Here is a 20,650-nt window from a genome sequence, read left to right on the forward strand (position 1 = left end):
TTAGGATGTATGTAGGAATGACTAAATTACTTATTAACAATCTGTCTCTTGACACAGACAGAAATTAATCGGGTTTAATAATACTGATTAAAATCAAAGGAATAGGGTGAGGCTTATGGCATACATAAGCCTTTATTAAGGGATTTTATTAGGTTGCAAGTGACCCATTTTGAATATTGGATATCCACAAGGGTTGATAGGGCGCCAGTTGGTATTCAATATCTTCCATACTCAGTGTTTCACCGCTGATAAGGTCATACCAAGTGTCGGTACCTATTAAGTTCATATCACTTAATCTAATATTTTGTGGTTGATCACTAATGTTATAGATACAAAAAATACTTTGAGTTCTGTTTATACTTTGACGCCAAAAACCAAATATTTGTTCGCCTAATTGCAAAGTAAATTGGGTGGCACTTGGATGAAACGCCGGTTGTAGCTTACGAATATTCAACAGTTTAATGATCCCCTCATGCGCCTTATAATGTTGGCTATAGGGCGACGCTAGCTGTTCTTGTAATACGGTATAGTCCCATTTATGTCGATTGATGGAACGGTTCTGACTGGTGTTTTTGACTTTTTCATAATCGTTTCCTGTACCTAGTAAACTATGAATATAAATTCCAGGAATACCTTCTAGGCCGAACATAATGCTATGGGCACATATAAATCTGTCTAATCCCCATTTGTCCGCACCTTTGACTGTACCTTGCAGCGCATCGTAAAGGGCAATATTGATTTCATAGGCTTTTTGTTTGCCGTCTTCAGAGGTACGCCACGAAATTCGTCCCCCAAAGTTTTGCATGGTATTGACAAGATCAGTGAGTTCTTGATCCTGTAATAATCCTTCGGCAGGTCTGAGTCCAATACCATCATGAGACGCGATGAAATTAAAGAAGAAGGTGCCATTTTGTGCCGGTGGCATGCTACCTAACCAAGACTTTAGGTGTTTACATGAACCTGTTACCAAAGTGTTGACTAACAGTGGTGGTAACGAAAAATTATAAATGCCGTGTGCTTCGTTAGCGTTTCCAAAGTAAGTTAGATTTTGCCTATTCGGAATATTTGTTTCGGTAATAATAACCGCATCACTCACCGCATGTTCAATTAGGGTGCGCAATAAGCGCACTACTTCATGAGTTTGTTCGAGGTTAATGCAGCTAGTGCCTGTTTTTTTCCAAAGAAAAGCGACCGCATCCAAACGAAATATCCGAATACCTATGTCTAGGTATTGGCGGATGATTGAAACAAAGGTATCTAAAACAGCAGGGTTTCTAAAATCAAAATCAACTTGGTCATGACTAAAGGTGCACCACACTTGTTTTTCACCGCTAGGTGTTTCAGTTGATCTAAGTAAGTCGGAGGTTCTAGGTCTTACTACGGTAGATAAATCATCTTCTAAGGACGCAGTGTAAAAGAAATCACAACCAGGGCCTTCTCCCTTAATAAAGTTTTCAAACCATGCACTTCTGGATGAGCAATGATTAATTACCACGTCCGACATCACTCGGTAATCCTGAGTAATGGCGTGTATATCATCCCAGTCCCCAAGGGCTTCATTGACGCTAGAATAATCAATTACCGAAAAACCATCATCAGAACTATAGGGAAAAAACGGCAATATATGCACGCCATTGATGGCATCGCCACAGTATTCATTTAGAAAGCTATGCAGAGTATGTAGTGGCTTCTCTCCTGATTTTTCAATGCTATCGCCGTAGGTGATTAACATCACATCCTTTTGCTCCCAATTGTTATGATGACGTTTCGGCTCAATCAATAAACTAGGATCTTCTAAACGCATGGTGCGCAATAATTGATCACCCAAGTCAGGGTATGAAATACCTAATTCAACATCTTCATATATAACAGCTAAGTGATGTTCAATTCGATCGGTTAGTTGCTCTAATACAGATAACATTTATTGCCCCTAAGCTTGTTTAAACTCTGCAAAATCTTGTTCTACCGCTTCTTTTAACTGCTCTAATACATCTGGCATGGCGCTAACAACACGGTTCCAACTGGGAATAAATGGCGTTTCCATTGGATTATCTAAGAAACTTTCACCAGCTTTCATAATATTTTGAGCAAAAAGCTCCACCGCTTTTTCTTCGCTATGAATGTCCAATTTGAGACCGTTGATAATGGCATCATTGTTATAGGTTTCGATAAAGTCTAAAGCTATCCGGTAATAGGTGGCTTTTAATGATCTAAAGGTTTCGGTGGAAAAGGTTTCACCCTGCGTGGCGAGTTTTCTAATTAATGCTTTGGTGATATCGATAGACATTTTCGATAGTCCGCCTTGGTCATTATTAGCTGATAAGTCTTGGTGTTTATGATCATAGGTTTTGGCTATGTCTGCCTGACATAACCTATTATGTGAGTAGTTACGTTGCATCTCAGACAATACACCGATTTCTAGACCCCAGTCACTGGGTATACGGATATCATTTAACACATCACGTCGAAAAGAAAACTCACCTGCCAATGGATATCTAAAACTGTCCATATATTCAAGGTACTCATTGTGACCCACTACTTTTTGTAAGGCTCGAATTAATGGTGTAACTAATAATCTTGAAACACGTCCATTGATTTTCCCATCTGCCACACGAGCGTAGTAACCCTTACAGAATTCGTAGTTGAATTGTGGATTAGCAACTGGATAGATTAGCCTTGCTAATAATCCACGGTCATAGGTAAGAATATCGCAATCATGTAGCGCCACAGATTCGGCTTTTCCAGTGGCTAATACATAGCCCATGCAGTACCAAACATTACGACCTTTGCCCAATTCTTTAGGTGCCAAACCTAATGCTTCTAATTTTGCATCTAAGGCTTTTAATCTAGGGCCTTCATTCCATAATACTCGGTGATTTTGCGGTAAGGTGCCAAAGAACTTTAAGGCATGTTGGTATTGTTCAAGGTTAGCTCTGTCTAAACCAATTACGATTTGTGAAAGGTAAGGGACTTTTGCGATATGTTCGATAATGTTGGGTAATGCTGTACCTTCAAGTTCGGAAAATAAAGAGGGTAGTATTAACGCCATTGGGCGCTTTTTTGAGAATTCTACTAGCTCACTTTCTAGATCTTCAACAGGCCTTTCAGACAAGTTGTGTAGGGTTGTGACTATGCCATTTTGATAAAAATCAGCCATGATATCTCCGTTTAAGCGTTAAATTGTGTATCGTTAAAAATGATTTGTTCGAGGCTTTCTGCCCAGCCACGTGGGCCATAATTTTGGCTAGTGTAGACATGGGGTTGTTTGGTTAAAGAAGGTGGTAGGTTAGCGGGTGACAAAATGCGGATCGCTATATCTGCTACCTCCAGCATAGCAACATCATTTTGACCATCTCCTAAAGCAATCGAGATACAACCTTCTATACCGCGTTCAATCTGAAATTGCTGTGTTAGCCAATTTAATGCTTTACCCTTATCGCATTCGCCAGAAAGATGTAAAAAACGTCCCCCTTGTAAAAGTGAACATCCTAGTTTTTCAATTTCGGTTATAAACTTAGTTTTTGTTTTAGCACTGCCTAACCATAAAATTGGTTCACCATATTCACGTGCTGCCGCTAGCTTGGCCGCTTTTATTGAAAGCCCTGTAGCCTCAACAATTTCTTGAGTAGACATGTTAGAAAAGTGATTGAACTGACCTTTGTATTGCTCCTTTAACTTTGCAAGCAGTGATAACCAAAACTCTCTGGATTTTGAAAACTCTTTAACCCAGAAACCTTTTTCAGATTTTGTATGCTTTGGTTGAAAGGCAAAATAGCCAATTGGAATGTAAACAGCAGCACCATTTTCAACTATAAATGGTCCATCTAAACCGATTTGTTGTGTTAACTCGGTTAGCTCTGCAAAAGTCTTACTAGTATTGGGAATGACGGGGATATTTGCTGAACGAAGTTTCTGTAACATGGGTAATGCGGGTGCAAAACTATAGGTGTGATGGTCTAGCAACGTACCGTCTAAATCCGAGAAAATTAGTACATTTTTAAGCATGAATAGCCTTTGTTTTGTGAGCGATGATGGCTCTACTCGAATCAAGTTTAAAAACGTGATCGCATTTATTAGGCAGAGTGTGCAGCGAATGTTCGGTTAAACGCTGGTAATGTTGAATAAAACGTTGAATTTGTTGCTCATTCATAATACTGGGATTGTCATCAGTGGCTGCTTTAAGTTTTAGTTCTTGTTCTAATCGCCACGCAAAGACCTCACCAAAGGACGGCGCTTTTAACATTATCCATTGGTCCATCAAGCTATAAAGGGGTAAATAATGCAGAGACAGTTGCAGATTGACATGGTTTCTCCAGTCGGCATTGTGGTCTTCATTTGCTTCGAACGTATTGACTGGTGTTTTTAGTTGGTCTGCAGTTTGTGCTTCAACACCCCAACACCATCCTTCAAAAATCACGACATCCACTGTGTTATCTACTTTTGTCCAAGCATTTATAGGGTAGGGGTCATCTGTCGCTTTATTAAATCTTGGGATAACGGTTGGTTGTTGATGTTTAAGATTATGCAATACCATTTTTGCCTGACTCATATTATGTGTTCCTGGCACGCCACGAGTGACAAACAAGGGATGTACATCAGCTGCAATTATTTGTCGCTCTATACGACTAAAATAAAAATCGTCTAGCGACATCACTACTACATTTAAACTATAAGTCTCAGTCAGGTAGTCTTTTAAAAAATCGGTTAATGTGGACTTCCCAGAACCTTGGCTGCCATTAATTCCTACAAAATAAGGTTTTTTTGCACTTGATTGGTGCAGCCTAATTTCATCGGCAAGAGGAACGAAATAATCCTCAGCGATTTTAAAAAATCCATTAGAGAGCTTGTTTCTGTTGATAAACCTGCTGATTATAGACATTTAAAACCTCTGGTTTTGCACTTTAAAAGTGCTTTAAATTTAAGCTGTTAGTTATTTTCTAATAAGATAATTACAACATATGTGCCATCTTGTGCTGTTTGCATCACCAAACACAGCAGTTTGTAGTAAGTTGAACTTAGTTTCCCCATTACAAAATTTTAAATTTATGGTACAAATACCCAACTGTTGTTTGACCTAATAGGCAAATGACCGGTGCATAACTCCGAGCTATCTCACCTAAATCAAAGACAAGGTGTTGTAGCCGTGAATTTGGCAATGTTGTCAATTCGCCAGGGTTGTAAGAGAAATCGAACAGCCTCCCGCAAGTGCCATATTTGATGTCACTTCACTTTGGAAAGGTGTTAAACAAAATGTTAGAAGATAAATTTGGACGCCGTTTCCATTACTTACGGCTGTCTATTACGGACGTGTGTAATTTTAAATGCAATTACTGTTTGCCCGATGGTTATGCTTGCGATACTGAGCGTAATTTTTTGGCTTTACCCGAAATAGAAACACTGGTTAACGGATTTGCCGAGCTGGGCACCAGCAAAATCCGTATCACCGGTGGTGAACCTTCTCTTAGAAAAGACTTACCCGAGATCATAAAGGCTTGCTCCACTGCAACTGGTATTCAACACGTAGCCATGACCAGCAATGGTTATAAGTTGGAGTCAGATATTCATAAGTGGGTTGATGCGGGACTAAATTCATTGAATATCAGCATTGATAGCCTCGACCCTAGAATGTTCTCGGCCATTACCGGTCACGATAAACTTGAGACTATTTTATGTGGTATCGATAAAGCCATAGCTTTAGGTGTGAAAGTCAAAATCAACGCAGTTTTGATGAAACAATACAACGAGCAAGAACTCCAAAATTTCCTTGCTTGGTTAAAAATTACGCCTGTCACGTTAAGATTGATTGAGTTAATGCAAACTGGCGACAATAAAACGTTTTTTGAGGAAAACCATGTTTCCGGCACCCCGATTAGACAACAGTTGATTGACAACGGTTGGGGCCAGCTTATTCGAGACAAAGCTGCGGGACCGGCACAAGAGTTTTTCCATGCAGATTATAAAGGTAAAATTGGCCTGATCATGCCCTACGGCAAAGACTTTTGTGCAACCTGTAACCGTTTAAGGATTTCGGCAACAGGAAAATTGCATTTATGTTTGTTCGCCGATCAAGGTTTGGATATTCGACCTACTTTACAATCAGCTGATAGCAACGAATTACAAACCACACTAAAAACGTTATTAGGAGACAAGGAAGCAACACATTGGTTACAAGATGGCTTTACTGGCGGCACCAAACATTTAGCCATGTTAGGCGGCTAAGGGCAGGGTGATGAGAAGAGTGGCGAATATTAATGAGCTAGTGAAATGTTAGCTGGATTAATTTTAGCAGGCGGAAAATCAAGCCGAATGGGGTTAGACAAAAGTTTATTAACCCTGCCTGGCAGCCAGCAGTCATTGCTTGAATATAGCCAAAAAAAACTAGCCTTAGTCTGTGATGACAATGTGCTTATCAGTGGCTCGCAGCATGACGAAGGCATCATGGATGTTATTCCAAATTGCGGCCCTTTGTCGGGTATACATGGGGCATTAACCCATATTGAATCTCAGCAAAGCCATATTAATGAGTTGTTAGTGGTAGCCGTTGATATGCCTGATATATGTCATGAGGACTATATTTATTTACTCAAAAGGGGTAGAGAAAGCCAGCGTTTATGCTGCTTTGAAAACTGTTTTTTACCCTTGTACCTTCCGTTATCAATTGATGTGGCAAAATATCTGTCGGATTTACTCACGCCTAAGCCTAATGGGGCAGGGTTACAGCCTAAAAAACCTCAATACTCGATAAAACAAATGTTGAATTCGTTACAAGGAATTCAAATACACGCTTTAAAAAATTCACAATTAAATAATATTAATACGCCTTTGCAGTGGCACCAGCGCTGCGCCGAGCAACCATTTACTAGGGCATAAAATGAAAGCCAGTGATTCAACAACAAAACAATCTCTTAATATTGCAGTGTTAACTGTGTCGGATACGCGCAGTAAGGAAAATGATACATCTGGACAGTATTTGTGTGAAGCGGCAACCACCGATGGGCACCAAGTTATTGAGAAAAAGATAGTTATCGATGACAAGTTTCAGATTAGGGCTGTGGTATCTAATTGGATAGCTGCTGACGATGTTCAAGTAGTATTGATCACAGGTGGCACTGGATTTACAGCAAGAGACACCACACCAGAGGCGATGTTGCCTTTGTTTGAAAAAGAAATAGAAGGGTTTGGTGAGTTATTCAGACACGTGTCTTATATAGAAATTGGTACGTCAACCGTGCAATCTAGAGCGTTAGGTGGCATGGCCAATGGTACAGCCATTTTTTGTATGCCGGGTTCGACCGGAGCCTGTAAAACCGCTTGGACAGGAATTTTACAACAGCAATTGGACTCAACCCATCGACCATGTAATTTTGTGGTGCATTTAAAAAACAATGATGTTAATTGTTCAAGTAGAGGATGAGTCCAGATATGCAAGAAAATAGTGCAGTGTTAACCCATGTAAATGAGCACGGAAAAGCCAACATGGTAGATGTGACAGATAAGCAGGTCACCCAAAGGCAAGCGGTGGCAGAAGGATATATAAGCATGTCAGCAAAAGCATTTAGTATGTTAAAAGACAATACACATGCCAAGGGGGACGTGTTGTCTATTGCACGAATTGCAGGTATTCAAGGAGCAAAAAAGTGCAGTGATCTTATCCCTTTATGTCATCCATTAATGTTATCTAAAGTTCAGATAGACTTTCAAACTATGGACTCTGAAAATAAAGTGCGAATTCAAGCTTTATGTAAATTGGCTGGGCAAACCGGGGTTGAGATGGAAGCACTTACCGCAGTCAGTGTCGCCGCGTTAACTTTATTTGATATGTGTAAGGCTGTAGATCCCCACATGCAAATTAGCGACATAAAAGTGTTAAGTAAACAAGGTGGCAAAAGTGGTGATTGGTCATGTTAAAAGTGTTGTTTTTTGGACAGTTAAAAGAGATCATTAAAACCGATTGTTTAGAGGTTGAATTAGTACAAGGTGACAAGCAGCTAAACACAGTGGCAATGTTACGTAAGGTACTGCAAGAAAAAGGCGAACTTTGGAATGAATATTTGGCTTTTGGTAAAGCCTTAGTAGCAGTTAACCAAGAAATGAGTAGCGACGATACTGCATTAAAGGATGCTGACGAAATTGCTTTTTTCCCACCTGTAACCGGCGGTTAAACGACTCTATGAGCCATTTTACCCATATCAATGTTCAAACTCAGGATTTTGATTTTGCTCACGAATATCAAAAATTAAGAAACAGCAGTAACAGCGATGGTGCGTTAGTCACCTTTGTTGGATTAGTGCGAGATTTAAATCTACAACAATCAGTTAGTGGTTTATTTTTAGAACATTATCCAGCTATGACCAATAAGGTATTAACCCAAATAGTCGAACAAGCTAGGAGTAAGTGGCAGTTAGGCAGCGTGTCAGTTATCCACCGAGTGGGGCAACTAAATGTCTCCGACCAAATAGTATTTGTGGGTGTCACTAGCCAACACCGTCAATCTGCCTACCATGCGAATGAGTTCATTATGGATTTTTTGAAAACCCAAGCGCCTTTCTGGAAAAAAGAAACCACCGAACAAGGTGATAAATGGATTGAGGCTAAGAGTAGTGATACAAAAAAAACAGAAGATTGGTCGTAAACCTAATTGTCACTAGGCGTTTGGTAAATTATGAATGGGCGCTTGAATATTCACCTATGGTTGGATTGAGTCTGTCCAATGAAAGGCATAAGTATTTGCAAACCAAGACTAAAGTTGAATAGCTTGGTTTGTAAAGCATGGTATGTTCTCGTTATAGGCATTTAACAAGACTAAAAGTTTATGTGAGTGTTGCTGAAACCTTAAAATATGAGTTGTTTTGTTTTATATGACAAGACGTGCATTCCTAATTATATAAGAAGTTCAAGGATTTATTGGTAACAATATTCAACGCCAAAGGGATAAAAGTACTTTACTCAAGCTAGGAAACCGCTGTGATTATTGAAAGTGTAGGAGGAGGTAATTACATGCAATGGATCCGATTTAAAAGTTTTCGGTTTTTGTATAGTTTAAATTTTGGCAAATTCATATTTGGCTTATTTATATTGTTTGCTGTTTCCTCTCAATCATCCGCTAAAACATTGAAACAAGAATTAGATGATTTGCCTCAAATCAATATAGAAATAGCGTCGTTTCACTTCCCACCTTTCACTCAAAGAACCAAAAAAGGAGGAGTTTCAGGTAAGGGAGTTGAAACCGCCAAAGCCTTCTGCACGATTGCTCGCATGACATGTGAAGTGATTCTCTACCCAACTGCTCGTGCCTATATGAATATAGAAAATGGCACTAGTGATGTTTTGATGACCGCTGATATACGTAGATTTGAGCGGTGTTGTGACTATAGCAAATGGTCTTACCCTTTTGTTGCAGGCTTGATTACAGAACGCTTAAATGATGATATACCGTTTAAAGAAGCCAACTTAAAAGGCCATAGTTTAGTTATGGTGAGAGGATGGCAATCCATTTATGACGTATATCCAAATCTCAAGGACTTAGTCGCTAAGGGTGAAGTTGAACTGATTGAAACGAATTCAATCGAGTCAGCTATAAAGATTTATAGTCGAAGTAGAACTTCATTGTTATGGGGGTCAAGAAAGGTTTTTGAATGGTATTTTAACCAAATGTCGGTGCAGTGGAAGGAGGAAGACTTTAAACCTTTGGTGTTAAGTAGTGCAGGTATCTGGATTTCTAAACGAAGTGAGCAACATGAAAATATACTATATAGATTCAATTTAGCTTTCCAATATTTAAAAACGCAAGGAAGTTTAGATAAAGAGAATTTTCTTGAGCCTTCCCTAATGAAATTAGTCTATTCTGAAGCTGAAACTCCTAATTAGAAAAACCCTATTATCACCCATTCCATGGGTTTCTCTTTGTCTTTTTTGTCTTTTTTGTCTTCTTTGGCAATGCCCATCAATTTAGACAGTTGAACTACAAAGTCTATTCTGCCCCCATAATATTCTTAGTATAGAAACCAATGTGGGTATTACTTCCAAGTGTTTTTTTCAGTAATAATTTGAGTGTTTAGCTTAGTTCGACCTTGCTACTTTTTAAATATAAGTGGCTTTTATATATTTTATTCAACCCTTCCTATAGACCTCAAAATCAATCTCACTTAGGCGGTAGTAATAAACGATTGAAGCCACAATCAGTTGAAAATAAATGCAGCTGACAATGTCCTGATAGTCTCGCATATCCAGTGCAGAGAGGATGAGGTCGACTGATAGTTTAATTAGCACTGCCATCCCAGACAATACAAACAAATACACGGTGCGACGGGTATCGCGTATTCTTACTTGCTCAGGTTGCAAAGGATCGGGTTTTTGAAAGTAAACATAGTAATAAATCCCGCCTGCAAGGATCAGGTCTATTATGGCTAGGCCAAGCAGGTTGATGTAACCGGCGAAACCATCAAAGGGGTGTTGCACTAAATACCAGATAAGAACGATGTACGTTATATGGCCTATTGCCAGTGCGTACAAATAGTTTTTGCCAATAAAGTCGGTCAGTTTACGGGGGCTAAGCTGAGCTTTTCTGCTTGGCCCTTGGTTTAGTTTACGCAGTAACTTAGCATAGTTTGTACTAATAATTGCAACCCAAATTAGAGGAGCCATTTGCAGCATAAAATAAAAGGAACTCACCGATTGACTGTCCCAACCGAGTAACTCATCTGCTCCAATGGCGATGCTGAATACGAAAATGAATATACCAAGTATCATCATCAAAAAATTAGCGTTTCTATATTTAAGTATTTGCTTCTTAATTGTTTCCACCGAAACCGGATACAAGTTTGCATATTCACTGGGTGGATGTTGCTCAATGGCGTTTTCAGTTCGCTCCACCAGTATTTTGGGGAAGTAATAAGAGACTAAAATTATTTGGCTTAAAAATACGCCAAAAAGAAAGTCGATTGTATCCATGTCGTGCTCCTTAAATCATTGACTTAGCAGGCTCTGGGCTCTGACTATTATTTTGTTTTTTCTACTCTGTATTTGCGTAAACTCAGCCAGCATTATTTTTCGCTTTTAGTGTGGCGAGTATTACTATTACTGCCACCACCACGGTTATTCCGATAATCAACAAAATATGCATATTATGACTCCTGCTGAGTGGATAAAGCTGTTCACTGAGCTATAAGGGTTTTCCTTAGACCGGGGCATCATTTTTATAATTATCGAAATTGATATCTTCAATTTTAATAGAGCGCAACATGGCACCTATGCCAAATACCGCTATCAATTGCCAGTAGAGACTGTTTAAGACAATTTCGAACTGGTCTAAGGCATAAGTCTGAAAGGCGACCGTGACCAACAAAAAAATACTGATTACGATACTTACAGTGGCCATTGAATGCAGTGACAGACTAATTTCTTTGTTCCGGTCCCGACTATCCTGATAGGGATTGAGTTTTCTGCCATACAGTTTCCATACACCCAAGGCAACAAACAGGCCGTTGCTTAGACTAAGTGCTGAGACGGTAACCACTGCGTCAAATACCCAGGTCCATTGATTGACATACAGAACGAACAGAATAAAAGTCACATACAGTACTAGCGCAAAACCAAACAAAATCGGGGATATAAAGTCAAACAGTCGGCGAGGGCTGAGCTCGGCGTGACGGGCAGTACGAGTATCGTTTATTCGCATTAAACGTAGTTCCCTGAAACCTGAAATTTCTAGCAATGCAAGGGGTATGAATTGCAGCATACCAAATGCCAATGGCAGGGCTTCCAAGCGGGTATGTTGGGGATCATAGTCACCGGCAAAGAGTCCGTAAAGAAGCAACACCCCTAAACCACAGGCCAAAATAATGTGATTGAACAGACGATATTTTGCCTGGCCCTTTTGTATTGTATCTAAGGACCCAGTGTAGAGTTTTGCATAGTTTTGCGGTGGGTAGTTATTTATAACGTAGCCCATTCGGCGCAGGAGTTGTCGCGGATAGACATAAGAAATCAATATGATTTGACAGAGGAAAACTAAGATAAATAATAGGTTAATTGTCATGAGCTGCTCCTTATTTGTTTCGTTCGTTCATTAGATTGGCAAAGGCAATACGAATTTCTGAATCCGTTACCCCAGCATTTCTAAATGAGCTGATGCTTACACTAAGTTGCTGATTGACCCAGGCATTCAAATCAATACTGCAATTTGCTTTAGCATCCGGGTGTACAAAGGTGCCACGATAGCCACGTGTTTGGATCACAGCATCCCGTTCAAGCAGGCGATACGCTTTCGCAACAGTTTTACTGTTCAGCTCAAGATCATTTGCTAGCTGTCTAATTGAAGGTAGAGGATCACCCGGTTTTTTACTGTCGCTGGCGATGGCCTGTTTAATTTGTGCTACCAATTGTGCAAATAACGGAATGGGGTCATCAATGTTAACTATTATTTCCACTATTCAATTGCTCCATATGTACCCTGTGATGTAATGGTACAACTAAATCATGTTTTTACAAGTAACTATGTTGATCTTTTCTTTTGTAATGACTTAAGTAATTGAAATTAAAGTTTTTTTAATTGTTAATTGAAGAGGTGTTAATGCTTAATCTAAAGAAACATAGATATTTCTTCATTTTGTAAATGGGATACAAGGGCTGTAGTAGCTAAATAAAGTTCAACTTTTATCGCACAGATATCTTATATTTCACTGTTCTAGCCACCCAAAAGGCATGGGATAATGGTTTAGAATGCAAAGTCGCCAGACAAGCCAGAATGAATGAGCACCAACCTATAGCAATGGCCTAAACGCTTAAAAAAAACTTGAAAAGCAGGAAGGTAGAGACGAGTAAATCCGCAAACTGGCGAATAAATTAAAATTTAAAAATGGCTGTTATACACGCTAAGAGCGGCTATTAAAACTAGCCGCTCTTTTTAATGTTTGAGATGTGGGCATATTTCCAGCGGGACAATCTAGTTCACGCTAGGCTGCTCTAAAACCCATGATAAGACACAAAGTCTTTATTATCAGCGCGGGTTGAACGCACTTCGTTCGCCGCAAAGTCTTCATCTGGGTAACCCATCGCAATACAAATCATAATTGCTTCGTCATCTGGTATTTGTGCATGTTTGTGTACTACATCGGATTGCATAATTCCTTGGCCGTTAATGACACAACCTAAACCTAGATCCCAAGCGGCTAGCACAATGCCGTAAGCCAATGAGCCCAAACCAAACTGTGTAATGCCTGCAGGCTCGAGGGTTTTGTCGTAAGTTAGAACAAGTGATACGGGTGCGTCAAACTGACGAAAGCCTCTCATCATCCATTCCATACGTTTTTCTTTGTCTTCTCTGGTAATACCCATCACTTCAAATAATTGAATAGCCACGTCAATCTGACGTTGTCTGTGTATACCTTCATAATCTTCTTTATATGGGAAGTCACGAACATTGGGTTTACCCGCCAGCGTTTCCTTAGTGTTACCTTCACGTATTTTATCTAGAACATCACCTGTAACAGCATGGATTTTCCACGTCTGGGTGTTGTAAGACGAAGGCGCCCACTTCGCTGCGTTGATAACCGCATCTACTAGTTCTTTCGATACTGCTTTGTCTTTGAACCCTCTAACACTCTTTCGTGATGCGGCAAATTCTGCAAAATTCATATAAACCTATATTGTTCAAATAGTATACCTAATGAGTATCAATATAACGTAAGCGTCTAATAGGTAAAAATCATGCAAACTTATTATCGGGCTAACGTCTTATTTATTCGGCAATTATCATTAATTTTTAGCAGTAGTGAATGGAACTCACCATTCCCTTAGCAAATATTTATTTTGGGTTTGGTCTTACCGTATGAACTAGATACAATACTGTGCAGATTAGTTTGTTGATCCTATAAGTGATTGAATATGTCCAAAACCATGAATATTGCATTTTTAGTGTTTGTATTGCTGTATATGTTAGGTCTATTTTATGTGGTGGATTTTTTATGGCTGCTTAAAATTATACCCATTGCCATCACGGGAGTTAGCGTTTTTAAAACCCAAGCTAGCTCAAGTCGTTCCGTATTAATTGTGGCGTTAGTGTTCAGCGGTTGTGGCGATTTATTGCTCGCATTTGATGAGTTTATCTTTGGTGTTGCAGCTTTTCTTTTAGCCCAATTAAGTTATGCCTTAATATTTAGGGCTTACTGGCAAAGTATCTCAACTCGTTGGGCAATGAGTGTTGGGTTGTTAATTTATATGGTATTTATGGCGTGGCTATTACTACCTAGTCTAGGTGATTTACAGTTGCCAGTTATGGCCTATTTGTTGGTTATTAGTGCAATGGGTTTATTGGCTGTCCAGTCATCGTTGCCTATACGCTGGGCAGTATTGGGAGCTGTTGTGTTTATTATTTCGGATTCTTTGATTGCTGTTAATAAGTTTATTAGTCCAGTTCCATTTGAGAGCTATTGGATAATGAGTACCTATTATGCGGCGCAATTTATGTTGGTGACTAGTTTGCTTAAATCAGCTAAACCTCAGAGCAAAGCTAGGAAAAATTAATGCAAAAAAAAGCCGCATTAATTGCGGCATTTTTATACTAGGTAGAAAATTAATCTACGTCGCAGTCTACTTTACACTCGCCATAAAGATATAAACTGTGATGGGTCAGTTTCATATTATGACGTTCGGCTACTTCGTCTTGACGTTTTTCGATAACGTCATCTTCAAACTCAATAACTTTACCGCACTTTAAACAAACCAGATGATCATGGTGGTTTTTATGACTTATTTCAAAAACCGACTTACCGCCTTCAAAGTGATGGCGATTTAAAATTCCCGCATCATCAAATTGGTTTAATACCCGGTAAACTGTAGCCAAACCGATATCTTCGTCATGATCAATTAGAATTTTATATACGTCTTCAGCACTGATATGTTGATTTTCAGGGAGTTGTAATATTTCTAGGATTTTTAAGCGAGGGAGAGTGATTTTTAAGCCCGCTTTTTTCAATTCTTTATTTTGATCCATTATCTTACTTACATATAAATGTGTGAGTTCATTATAGGGTACCTAGTTTGATTTAAAAGCTATTTACCTGTTTAGTTTGTAAAAAAGGAGCCGTAGCTCCTTTTATAATTTATCCTAACTCAGCTAAACAAAGCTCATCGTGTATTTGTTTGCACCACGCTTTTACTCTTTGCTCAGTGAGTTCAGGTTGACGGTCTTCGTCGATCCCTAAACCTACAAAGTGGTTTTCGTCGGCCATTCCCTTAGATGCTTCAAAGTCATAACTGTCGGTTGGCCATTGGCCTACTAAAATTGCGCCTTTAGCTTCGACTATGTCTCTTACCATTCCCATAGCATCAAGGAAATATTCTGCGTAATCTTCTTGATCACCACAGCCAAATATTGCCACCAACTTATCTTCAAAATCGATTAGTTCGAGTTCAGGAAAAAAGTCATCCCAATCACATTGTGCTTCACCATAATACCAAGTCGGAATACCGAAAAGTAACAGGTCAAACTCAGCAATATCTTCTTTGCTGCTTTTGGCAATGTCTTTAACATCTATTAGGTTTTTGCCTAATTCTTTCTGGATCATCTTAGCAATATGTTCTGTATTGCCAGTGTCGCTGCCGAAAAATAGCCCCACACTTGCCATTATTACTTGTTCCTCAACTTAGATAAAAATTCAATCTGGTTTCAATTAACGCTAAATCTAGAAATAGCTTAGCCGTCGATAACCAATTGCATGATGCCTTTAAATATAAATCCTGCGGCACCTAAAAACAGAACAAAATACACAACAAGTTTGCCTATAAGTGGCACGTTGTTTTTATTAAGTACATCGTGAACTACATACGCCATTAGTAGAAACAGGCCTATTATCGTTACGTTTAAACCAATTGCTTCGATTTGCTCATAATGGTCACTTAACATGTACTTTGATCATCTCTCTTAAAAATCTGGCGCATATTAACATAGAGTCTTTACTATGAAAATTGCCCTGAGTGTTAGCATGCTTATTTTATCAAAAATGCCGATATTAATTTGCCACATATCTCTGGTTTTTCAGCATGTAACCAATGGCCAGCACGACTTACCATTTTTGACTGGCTATTAGGAAATAACTGGACTACCGCCGGTTTATATTCGGCTAACAAATAATCTGAGTGTTCACCTTTTAAAAACAAAACTGGACCTTCATAAGGATGAACTGACGTTATAGCTGAAGATATTTTTGCGTAATCTTTTTGCAGTAATTCAAGATTAAAACGCCATTTCCAAATATCGTTTTCATTGTACAAGCTTTTTAACAGAAATTGCCGCGTTGAAATGTCTTCTACATATCTTGCTAAGGCAACATCTGCTTCTTTTCGACTGGTAATATCAGCTAAAACAACATTGTTTAATCCTCGAAATACATTCGAGTGGCGCGCGCTGTATTCAACCGGTGCGATATCTAAAACGACCAAGTGATTTATTAGTTCATTTTGATTAAGAGCCAGTTGCATGGCTACTTTACCGCCTAAAGAATGTCCAACTACGCTGAGTTTTGTAATCTTTAGACTGTTGATGAGCGTATGAATTAGTTCTGCATAGTGCTCAAAACTAAAGGATTGAGTTGCAGCGGATTTTCCATGATCAGGTAGATCTATTGATAACACCTGATAAGAATCAGTAAATTGCCTGCGTAATGCAGACAGGTTATCTAAACTTCCAAATAAGCCGTGAATTAACATTAACCAAGGTTTATCTGCTGAGTCAGAGTGTATTTGATAGTTTACTGCGTTCATATAACCTGTATCGATCCCTAAAGAAAAAAAGCAAAAACTAATGAGGTTTCCCTCATTAGTTCAACAAATCTTACATATTAGGGTAGTTTGGCCCACCGGCACCTTCAGGTACAACCCATGTAATATTTTGAGTCGGATCTTTGATGTCACATGTTTTGCAGTGCACGCAGTTTTGTCCATTTATCTGTAGTTGTTTTTCACCTTGTTCTGTTTCAATAATTTCATAAACACCCGCTGGGCAGTATCGTTGCGCGGGTTCATCATACTTCGCCAAGTTAACCGTGATAGGAACTGTCTTGTCTTTTAGCTTTAAATGACAAGGTTGTTCTTCTTCATGGTTAGTATTGGATAAAAACACAGAAGATAATTTGTCAAAACTTAAAACACCGTCGGGTTTAGGATAGTCAATTTTAACGCAGTCGTCTGAGCTCTTAAGTAACAGATGATCTGCAACCTCATCTCTGAAATTAAAGGGTAAGTTACCTTTGAACCAGTTTTGTTCTAGCGTGTTGTAAGCACCGCCCATAAAGGTGCCGAATTTATGCAGGGCAGGGCCGAAGTTACGTGATCTGAATAATTCATCGTACAACCAAGAATCTTTAAATTTCTGAGTGTAACTAACTAATTCTTGTGACGGAGCCGCATCAGCATTACTTAACACTTCCATTAGTGTTTCTGCAGCAAGTAGCCCAGATTTCATCGCTGTGTGATTACCTTTGATTTTAGCAAAGTTTAAGGTACCGGCATCACAACCCACTAATAGACCACCAGGAAAGGTCATTTTAGGTAAAGAGTTAAAACCACCTTTGGCGATTGCTCTTGCGCCATAAGATACTCGTTTACCACCTTCGAGATACTGTTTGAAAACAGGGTGATGTTTCAGTCGTTGGAATTCATCAAATGGACTTAGATGAGTATTGCTATAGTTCAGGTCTAATATTAGCCCTACTAAAACTTGGTTGTTTTCTGCATGGTAAAGGTAAGAGCCACCTGTGGCGTCTGTGATTGGCCATCCTGCGGTATGTACTACTAGGCCTTCTTGATGTTTGGCAGGATCAATATCCCAAATTTCTTTGAAACCAATGCCGTAATGTTGCGGAGATTGACCTTTATCTAACTCAAACTTTTCAATTAGCTGTTTACCTAGATGCCCACGGCAACCTTCTGCAAACACAGTATATTTAGCTTTTAATTCCATACCAGGCATAAACGAATCTTTAGGTTGGCCTTGTTCATCAAGACCCATATCGCCAGTTATAACACCACCGACACTGCCGTCTTCGTTGTATAAAACGTCTGATGCAGCAAAACCTGGGAAGATCTCAACACCAAGTGCTTCAGCCTGTTCAGCTAACCAGCGGCATACATTACCCATACTAACAATGTAGTTACCATGGTTGTGCATAGTCTTTGGGGTCATGAAACTAGGGATTTTACTGCCTTTGTTTTCATTGTTAAGCCAATAAATGTCGTCCCCAGTGACTGGTGTATTAAGTGGTGCGCCTTTTTCTTTCCAATCTGGGAATAGCTCATCCAATGCGCGAGTTTCAAAGACTGCGCCTGACAAAATGTGTGCGCCAACTTCAGAGCCTTTTTCAACAACACAAACCATTAACTCTTGGTTTTTTTCCTGAGCAATTTGCATCAACCGGCACGCAGTTGACAGACCAGCAGGGCCAGCACCGACTACTACTACATCAAACTCCATCGATTCTCGTTCCACTTGTTTGTCCTCTTTTTAGATTTAACTATTCATAAAAATGTACTTAACTATTCACATAAAAAATAGTTGCGAACCTTATTCATAACCATATTTTAGTCGGCGAATGTCTGTTTTTACATCAGATTAAGCGTTTAATTGTACAAAAACTAATAACACTAGTAACTAGCTTTGGGATATATAAATACTTCGATTAGTCACAAATTATTCATATTAAACAATGAGTTAATTTGTTCTTTAGACTGAAATAATAATATTCCAAAACTCAATATATGACATATACTATGACATATATTTCTGTTTAAAAGTGCTGACACTAACAACAGACTACAATTTGACATCTAAGTTGACGGTAACGTCAACACAAAGTAAATTGTTGCCAACCAGATTTGAGTCGCCAATTGACTTACTTTTTAAACTTGATACCTGATAGTAGGGGTGAAAATGAAAATACTCGTGCCGGTAAAACGCGCCATTGATTACAACGTAAAGGTCAGGGTTAAACCAGACAACAGCGCTGTTGATTTAACTAACGCCAAAATGTCGATCAACCCATTTTGTGAAATAGCTGTAGAAGAAGCGGTACGCCTCAAAGAAAAAGGCATAGCGACTGAAATCGTAGTTGTTTCTATTGGTAATAAGAGTTGCCAAGAACAAATTCGTACCTCGCTTGCACTAGGAGCTGATCGCGGAATTCAAATTGATACTGAGTTGAGTCTTGATTCATTGCAAATTGCCAAATTATTACAGAAAGTGGTTGAGCAAGAAGCACCTGACTTGGTCATTCTCGGTAAACAGTCTATTGATTCAGACAATAATCAGACAGGACAAATGCTAGCTGCACTTACAGGTATGCCACAAGGCACGTTCGCTTCTGAAGTATTAGTTGATGCTAGTAAGGTCAAAGTCACCCGTGAAATTGACGGTGGTTTACAAACCATCGAGCTGTCTTTACCAGCGGTTTTGACAACTGATTTAAGACTTAACGAACCACGTTATGCGTCTTTACCTAATATTATGAAAGCTAAGCGTAAACCCTTAGAAGTTAAGCCTGCTGCTGAATATGGTGTAGAACTAACGTCTGGTGTGAAAGTGTTAAAAGTTGAGCCGCCAGCCCAACGTTCAGGTGGAATTAAGGTGGCAGATGTCGCTGAATTGGTCGACAAATTAAGAAATGAAGCGAAGGTGATCTAATGGCTATTTTAGTATACGCGGAACATGACAACGAACAGCTTAAAACTGAGACTCACAAGCTCATGCACGCAGCATCACAACTAGGTGGAGAAATTCATTTGTTAGTTGCTGGGTCTGGTTGCGCTGCGGTTGCGGAACAAGCAGCTAAAATCGATGGTGTGAGTAAAGTGTTATTGGCTGACAATGCTGAATATGCGCAACAAATGGCAGAAAACATTGCTGAATTAGTAGCAGAACTGGGTAAAGAAGCCAGCCATATATTGGTGGCTGCAACGACTACTGGCAAAAACTTTATGCCAAGAGTGGCGGCCTTATTAGATGTCGCGCAAATTTCTGACATTATTAAAGTTGAAAGCGCCGATACATTTGTTCGTCCTATCTACGCGGGTAACGCAATTGCTACTGTTCAATCGTCTGACAAGATTAAAGTCATTACGGTTAGAACTGCTGCATTTGATGCTGCTGCTGAAGGCAACTCAGCTCCAGTTGAGGCTTGCTCTGTAGTAAAATCATTAGATAAATCAGCGTTTGTTTCAGCAGAATTAACTGAGTCTGAAAGACCAGAGCTAACCGCTGCAGATATTATTATTTCTGGTGGTCGTGGTATGCAGAATGGCGAAAACTTCAAGTTACTTGATGGTATAGCTGACAAACTTGGTGCAGCCATGGGCGCGTCAAGAGCGGCAGTCGATGCGGGATTTGTTCCAAACGATATGCAAGTAGGGCAAACAGGTAAAATTGTTGCACCTAACTTATATATTGCAGTGGGCATTTCTGGCGCAATCCAACATTTAGCCGGAATGAAAGACTCTAAAGTTATCGTTGCCATCAATAAAGACGAAGAAGCGCCAATATTCCAAATTGCAGATTATGGCCTAGTGGGTGATTTGTTTGATGTATTACCGGAGCTAGAAGCCGCTTTATAATACACTTTTTATGGTTCAGCTTTATAAAGCCATGGCACTTATGTCATGG

The 20,650-nt window shown here is 39.3% G+C and carries 23 protein-coding genes and 1 riboswitch; of the genes, 10 read left to right on the forward strand and 13 right to left on the reverse strand.

What is annotated here, in order from left to right; translation table 11 throughout:
* Positions 1 to 148 precede the first annotated feature (148 nt).
* The 4 genes from QZ488_RS01615 to QZ488_RS01630 are packed head-to-tail and all read right to left on the reverse strand — an operon-like array spanning position 149 to position 4,873.
* Positions 149 to 1,921, reverse strand: coding sequence for a sugar phosphorylase (locus QZ488_RS01615; RefSeq protein WP_293745886.1), 1,773 nt, complete (start codon positions 1,919 to 1,921; stop codon positions 149 to 151).
* A 9-nt stretch (positions 1,922 to 1,930) separates the two neighbouring features.
* On the reverse strand, positions 1,931 to 3,157 hold the full coding sequence (locus QZ488_RS01620) for a glycosyl transferase (RefSeq protein ID WP_293745887.1): 1,227 nt from the start codon (positions 3,155 to 3,157) through the stop codon (positions 1,931 to 1,933).
* Positions 3,158 to 3,168: 11 nt separating this feature from the next.
* Entirely contained in the window at positions 3,169 to 4,005 is an 837-nt protein-coding gene (locus QZ488_RS01625; RefSeq protein WP_293745888.1) for an HAD-IIB family hydrolase, read from the reverse strand.
* A complete protein-coding gene (locus tag QZ488_RS01630; protein WP_293745945.1) occupies positions 3,998 to 4,873 on the reverse strand; it encodes a P-loop NTPase fold protein in 876 nt (291 codons plus the stop codon). Before QZ488_RS01630 ends, QZ488_RS01625 begins: the two co-directional genes overlap by 8 nt.
* 215 nt (positions 4,874 to 5,088) lie before the next feature.
* Positions 5,089 to 5,257, forward strand: a riboswitch (molybdenum cofactor riboswitch).
* On the opposite strand from QZ488_RS01630, the gene moaA reads away from it, so the two are divergent.
* The 7 genes from moaA (at position 5,251) to QZ488_RS01665 (ending at position 9,867) form a co-directional block, all read left to right on the forward strand.
* The gene (gene moaA / locus QZ488_RS01635; protein WP_293745889.1) at positions 5,251 to 6,219 is read left to right on the forward strand and encodes a GTP 3',8-cyclase MoaA; all 969 of its coding nucleotides are present in this window, start codon (positions 5,251 to 5,253) and stop codon (positions 6,217 to 6,219) included. (Overlaps the previous riboswitch by 7 nt.)
* 45 nt (positions 6,220 to 6,264) lie before the next feature.
* Positions 6,265 to 6,870: a molybdenum cofactor guanylyltransferase gene (locus tag QZ488_RS01640; RefSeq protein WP_293745890.1), complete on the forward strand. Its 606-nt coding sequence runs from the start codon at positions 6,265 to 6,267 to the stop codon at positions 6,868 to 6,870.
* 1 nt (position 6,871) lies between these two features.
* Complete coding sequence (gene moaB / locus QZ488_RS01645) at positions 6,872 to 7,414, forward strand: molybdenum cofactor biosynthesis protein B (RefSeq protein ID WP_293745891.1); 543 nt, start codon at positions 6,872 to 6,874, stop codon at positions 7,412 to 7,414.
* An 8-nt stretch (positions 7,415 to 7,422) separates the two neighbouring features.
* The gene (gene moaC / locus QZ488_RS01650; protein WP_293745892.1) at positions 7,423 to 7,908 is read left to right on the forward strand and encodes a cyclic pyranopterin monophosphate synthase MoaC; all 486 of its coding nucleotides are present in this window, start codon (positions 7,423 to 7,425) and stop codon (positions 7,906 to 7,908) included.
* Entirely contained in the window at positions 7,902 to 8,162 is a 261-nt protein-coding gene (gene moaD, locus QZ488_RS01655; protein WP_293745893.1) for a molybdopterin converting factor subunit 1, read from the forward strand. The genes moaC and moaD overlap by 7 nt, the downstream gene beginning before the upstream one ends.
* 8 nt (positions 8,163 to 8,170) lie before the next feature.
* Positions 8,171 to 8,632: a molybdopterin synthase catalytic subunit MoaE gene (gene moaE, locus QZ488_RS01660; protein WP_293745894.1), complete on the forward strand. Its 462-nt coding sequence runs from the start codon at positions 8,171 to 8,173 to the stop codon at positions 8,630 to 8,632.
* 332 nt (positions 8,633 to 8,964) lie between these two features.
* Entirely contained in the window at positions 8,965 to 9,867 is a 903-nt protein-coding gene (locus tag QZ488_RS01665) for a transporter substrate-binding domain-containing protein (RefSeq protein WP_293745895.1), read from the forward strand.
* 243 nt (positions 9,868 to 10,110) lie between these two features.
* On the opposite strand, the gene QZ488_RS01670 is transcribed toward QZ488_RS01665, so the two are convergent.
* The 4 genes from QZ488_RS01670 to QZ488_RS01685 form a co-directional block, all read right to left on the reverse strand.
* On the reverse strand, positions 10,111 to 10,950 hold the full coding sequence (locus QZ488_RS01670; protein WP_293745896.1) for a hypothetical protein: 840 nt from the start codon (positions 10,948 to 10,950) through the stop codon (positions 10,111 to 10,113).
* A 226-nt stretch (positions 10,951 to 11,176) separates the two neighbouring features.
* Positions 11,177 to 12,037 (reverse strand): hypothetical protein, encoded by an 861-nt coding sequence (locus QZ488_RS01675; protein ID WP_293745897.1) that lies wholly within the window; start codon positions 12,035 to 12,037, stop codon positions 11,177 to 11,179.
* Between the two features lie 10 nt (positions 12,038 to 12,047).
* Positions 12,048 to 12,428 (reverse strand): GntR family transcriptional regulator, encoded by a 381-nt coding sequence (locus QZ488_RS01680; RefSeq protein ID WP_293745898.1) that lies wholly within the window; start codon positions 12,426 to 12,428, stop codon positions 12,048 to 12,050.
* 535 nt (positions 12,429 to 12,963) lie between these two features.
* Positions 12,964 to 13,635 (reverse strand): nitroreductase, encoded by a 672-nt coding sequence (locus QZ488_RS01685; protein WP_293745899.1) that lies wholly within the window; start codon positions 13,633 to 13,635, stop codon positions 12,964 to 12,966.
* Positions 13,636 to 13,884: 249 nt separating this feature from the next.
* On the opposite strand from QZ488_RS01685, the gene QZ488_RS01690 reads away from it, so the two are divergent.
* Positions 13,885 to 14,523 carry a lysoplasmalogenase gene (locus tag QZ488_RS01690; protein ID WP_293745900.1) on the forward strand — a complete coding sequence of 213 codons (639 nt, stop codon included), beginning with the start codon at positions 13,885 to 13,887 and terminating at the stop codon, positions 14,521 to 14,523.
* Positions 14,524 to 14,572: 49 nt separating this feature from the next.
* Here QZ488_RS01690 and fur read toward each other — a convergent pair whose 3' ends face one another.
* The 5 genes from fur to QZ488_RS01715 all read right to left on the reverse strand — a co-directional run bounded on the left by fur (position 14,573) and on the right by QZ488_RS01715 (position 18,469).
* Positions 14,573 to 14,992, reverse strand: a complete 420-nt coding sequence (fur, locus tag QZ488_RS01695) for a ferric iron uptake transcriptional regulator (protein ID WP_293745901.1) — start codon at positions 14,990 to 14,992, stop codon at positions 14,573 to 14,575.
* 109 nt (positions 14,993 to 15,101) lie between these two features.
* A complete protein-coding gene (fldA, locus tag QZ488_RS01700) occupies positions 15,102 to 15,626 on the reverse strand; it encodes a flavodoxin FldA (RefSeq protein ID WP_293745902.1) in 525 nt (174 codons plus the stop codon).
* A 68-nt stretch (positions 15,627 to 15,694) separates the two neighbouring features.
* Positions 15,695 to 15,904 (reverse strand): DUF2788 domain-containing protein, encoded by a 210-nt coding sequence (locus QZ488_RS01705; protein ID WP_293745903.1) that lies wholly within the window; start codon positions 15,902 to 15,904, stop codon positions 15,695 to 15,697.
* An 83-nt stretch (positions 15,905 to 15,987) separates the two neighbouring features.
* Positions 15,988 to 16,761: an alpha/beta fold hydrolase gene (locus QZ488_RS01710; protein ID WP_293745904.1), complete on the reverse strand. Its 774-nt coding sequence runs from the start codon at positions 16,759 to 16,761 to the stop codon at positions 15,988 to 15,990.
* Positions 16,762 to 16,831: 70 nt separating this feature from the next.
* Positions 16,832 to 18,469 carry an electron transfer flavoprotein-ubiquinone oxidoreductase gene (locus QZ488_RS01715; RefSeq protein ID WP_293745946.1) on the reverse strand — a complete coding sequence of 546 codons (1,638 nt, stop codon included), beginning with the start codon at positions 18,467 to 18,469 and terminating at the stop codon, positions 16,832 to 16,834.
* 456 nt (positions 18,470 to 18,925) lie between these two features.
* Here QZ488_RS01715 and QZ488_RS01720 point away from each other — a divergent pair, with 456 nt between their 5' ends.
* Both QZ488_RS01720 and QZ488_RS01725 read left to right on the forward strand, forming a co-directional pair.
* Positions 18,926 to 19,675 carry an electron transfer flavoprotein subunit beta/FixA family protein gene (locus tag QZ488_RS01720; RefSeq protein ID WP_293745905.1) on the forward strand — a complete coding sequence of 250 codons (750 nt, stop codon included), beginning with the start codon at positions 18,926 to 18,928 and terminating at the stop codon, positions 19,673 to 19,675.
* Positions 19,675 to 20,601, forward strand: coding sequence for an FAD-binding protein (locus QZ488_RS01725; protein ID WP_293745906.1), 927 nt, complete (start codon positions 19,675 to 19,677; stop codon positions 20,599 to 20,601). Before QZ488_RS01720 ends, QZ488_RS01725 begins: the two co-directional genes overlap by 1 nt.
* Positions 20,602 to 20,650 lie beyond the last annotated feature (49 nt).

It is taken from the genome of uncultured Paraglaciecola sp. (assembly GCF_913020055.1).
Lineage (GTDB): Bacteria > Pseudomonadota > Gammaproteobacteria > Enterobacterales > Alteromonadaceae > Paraglaciecola.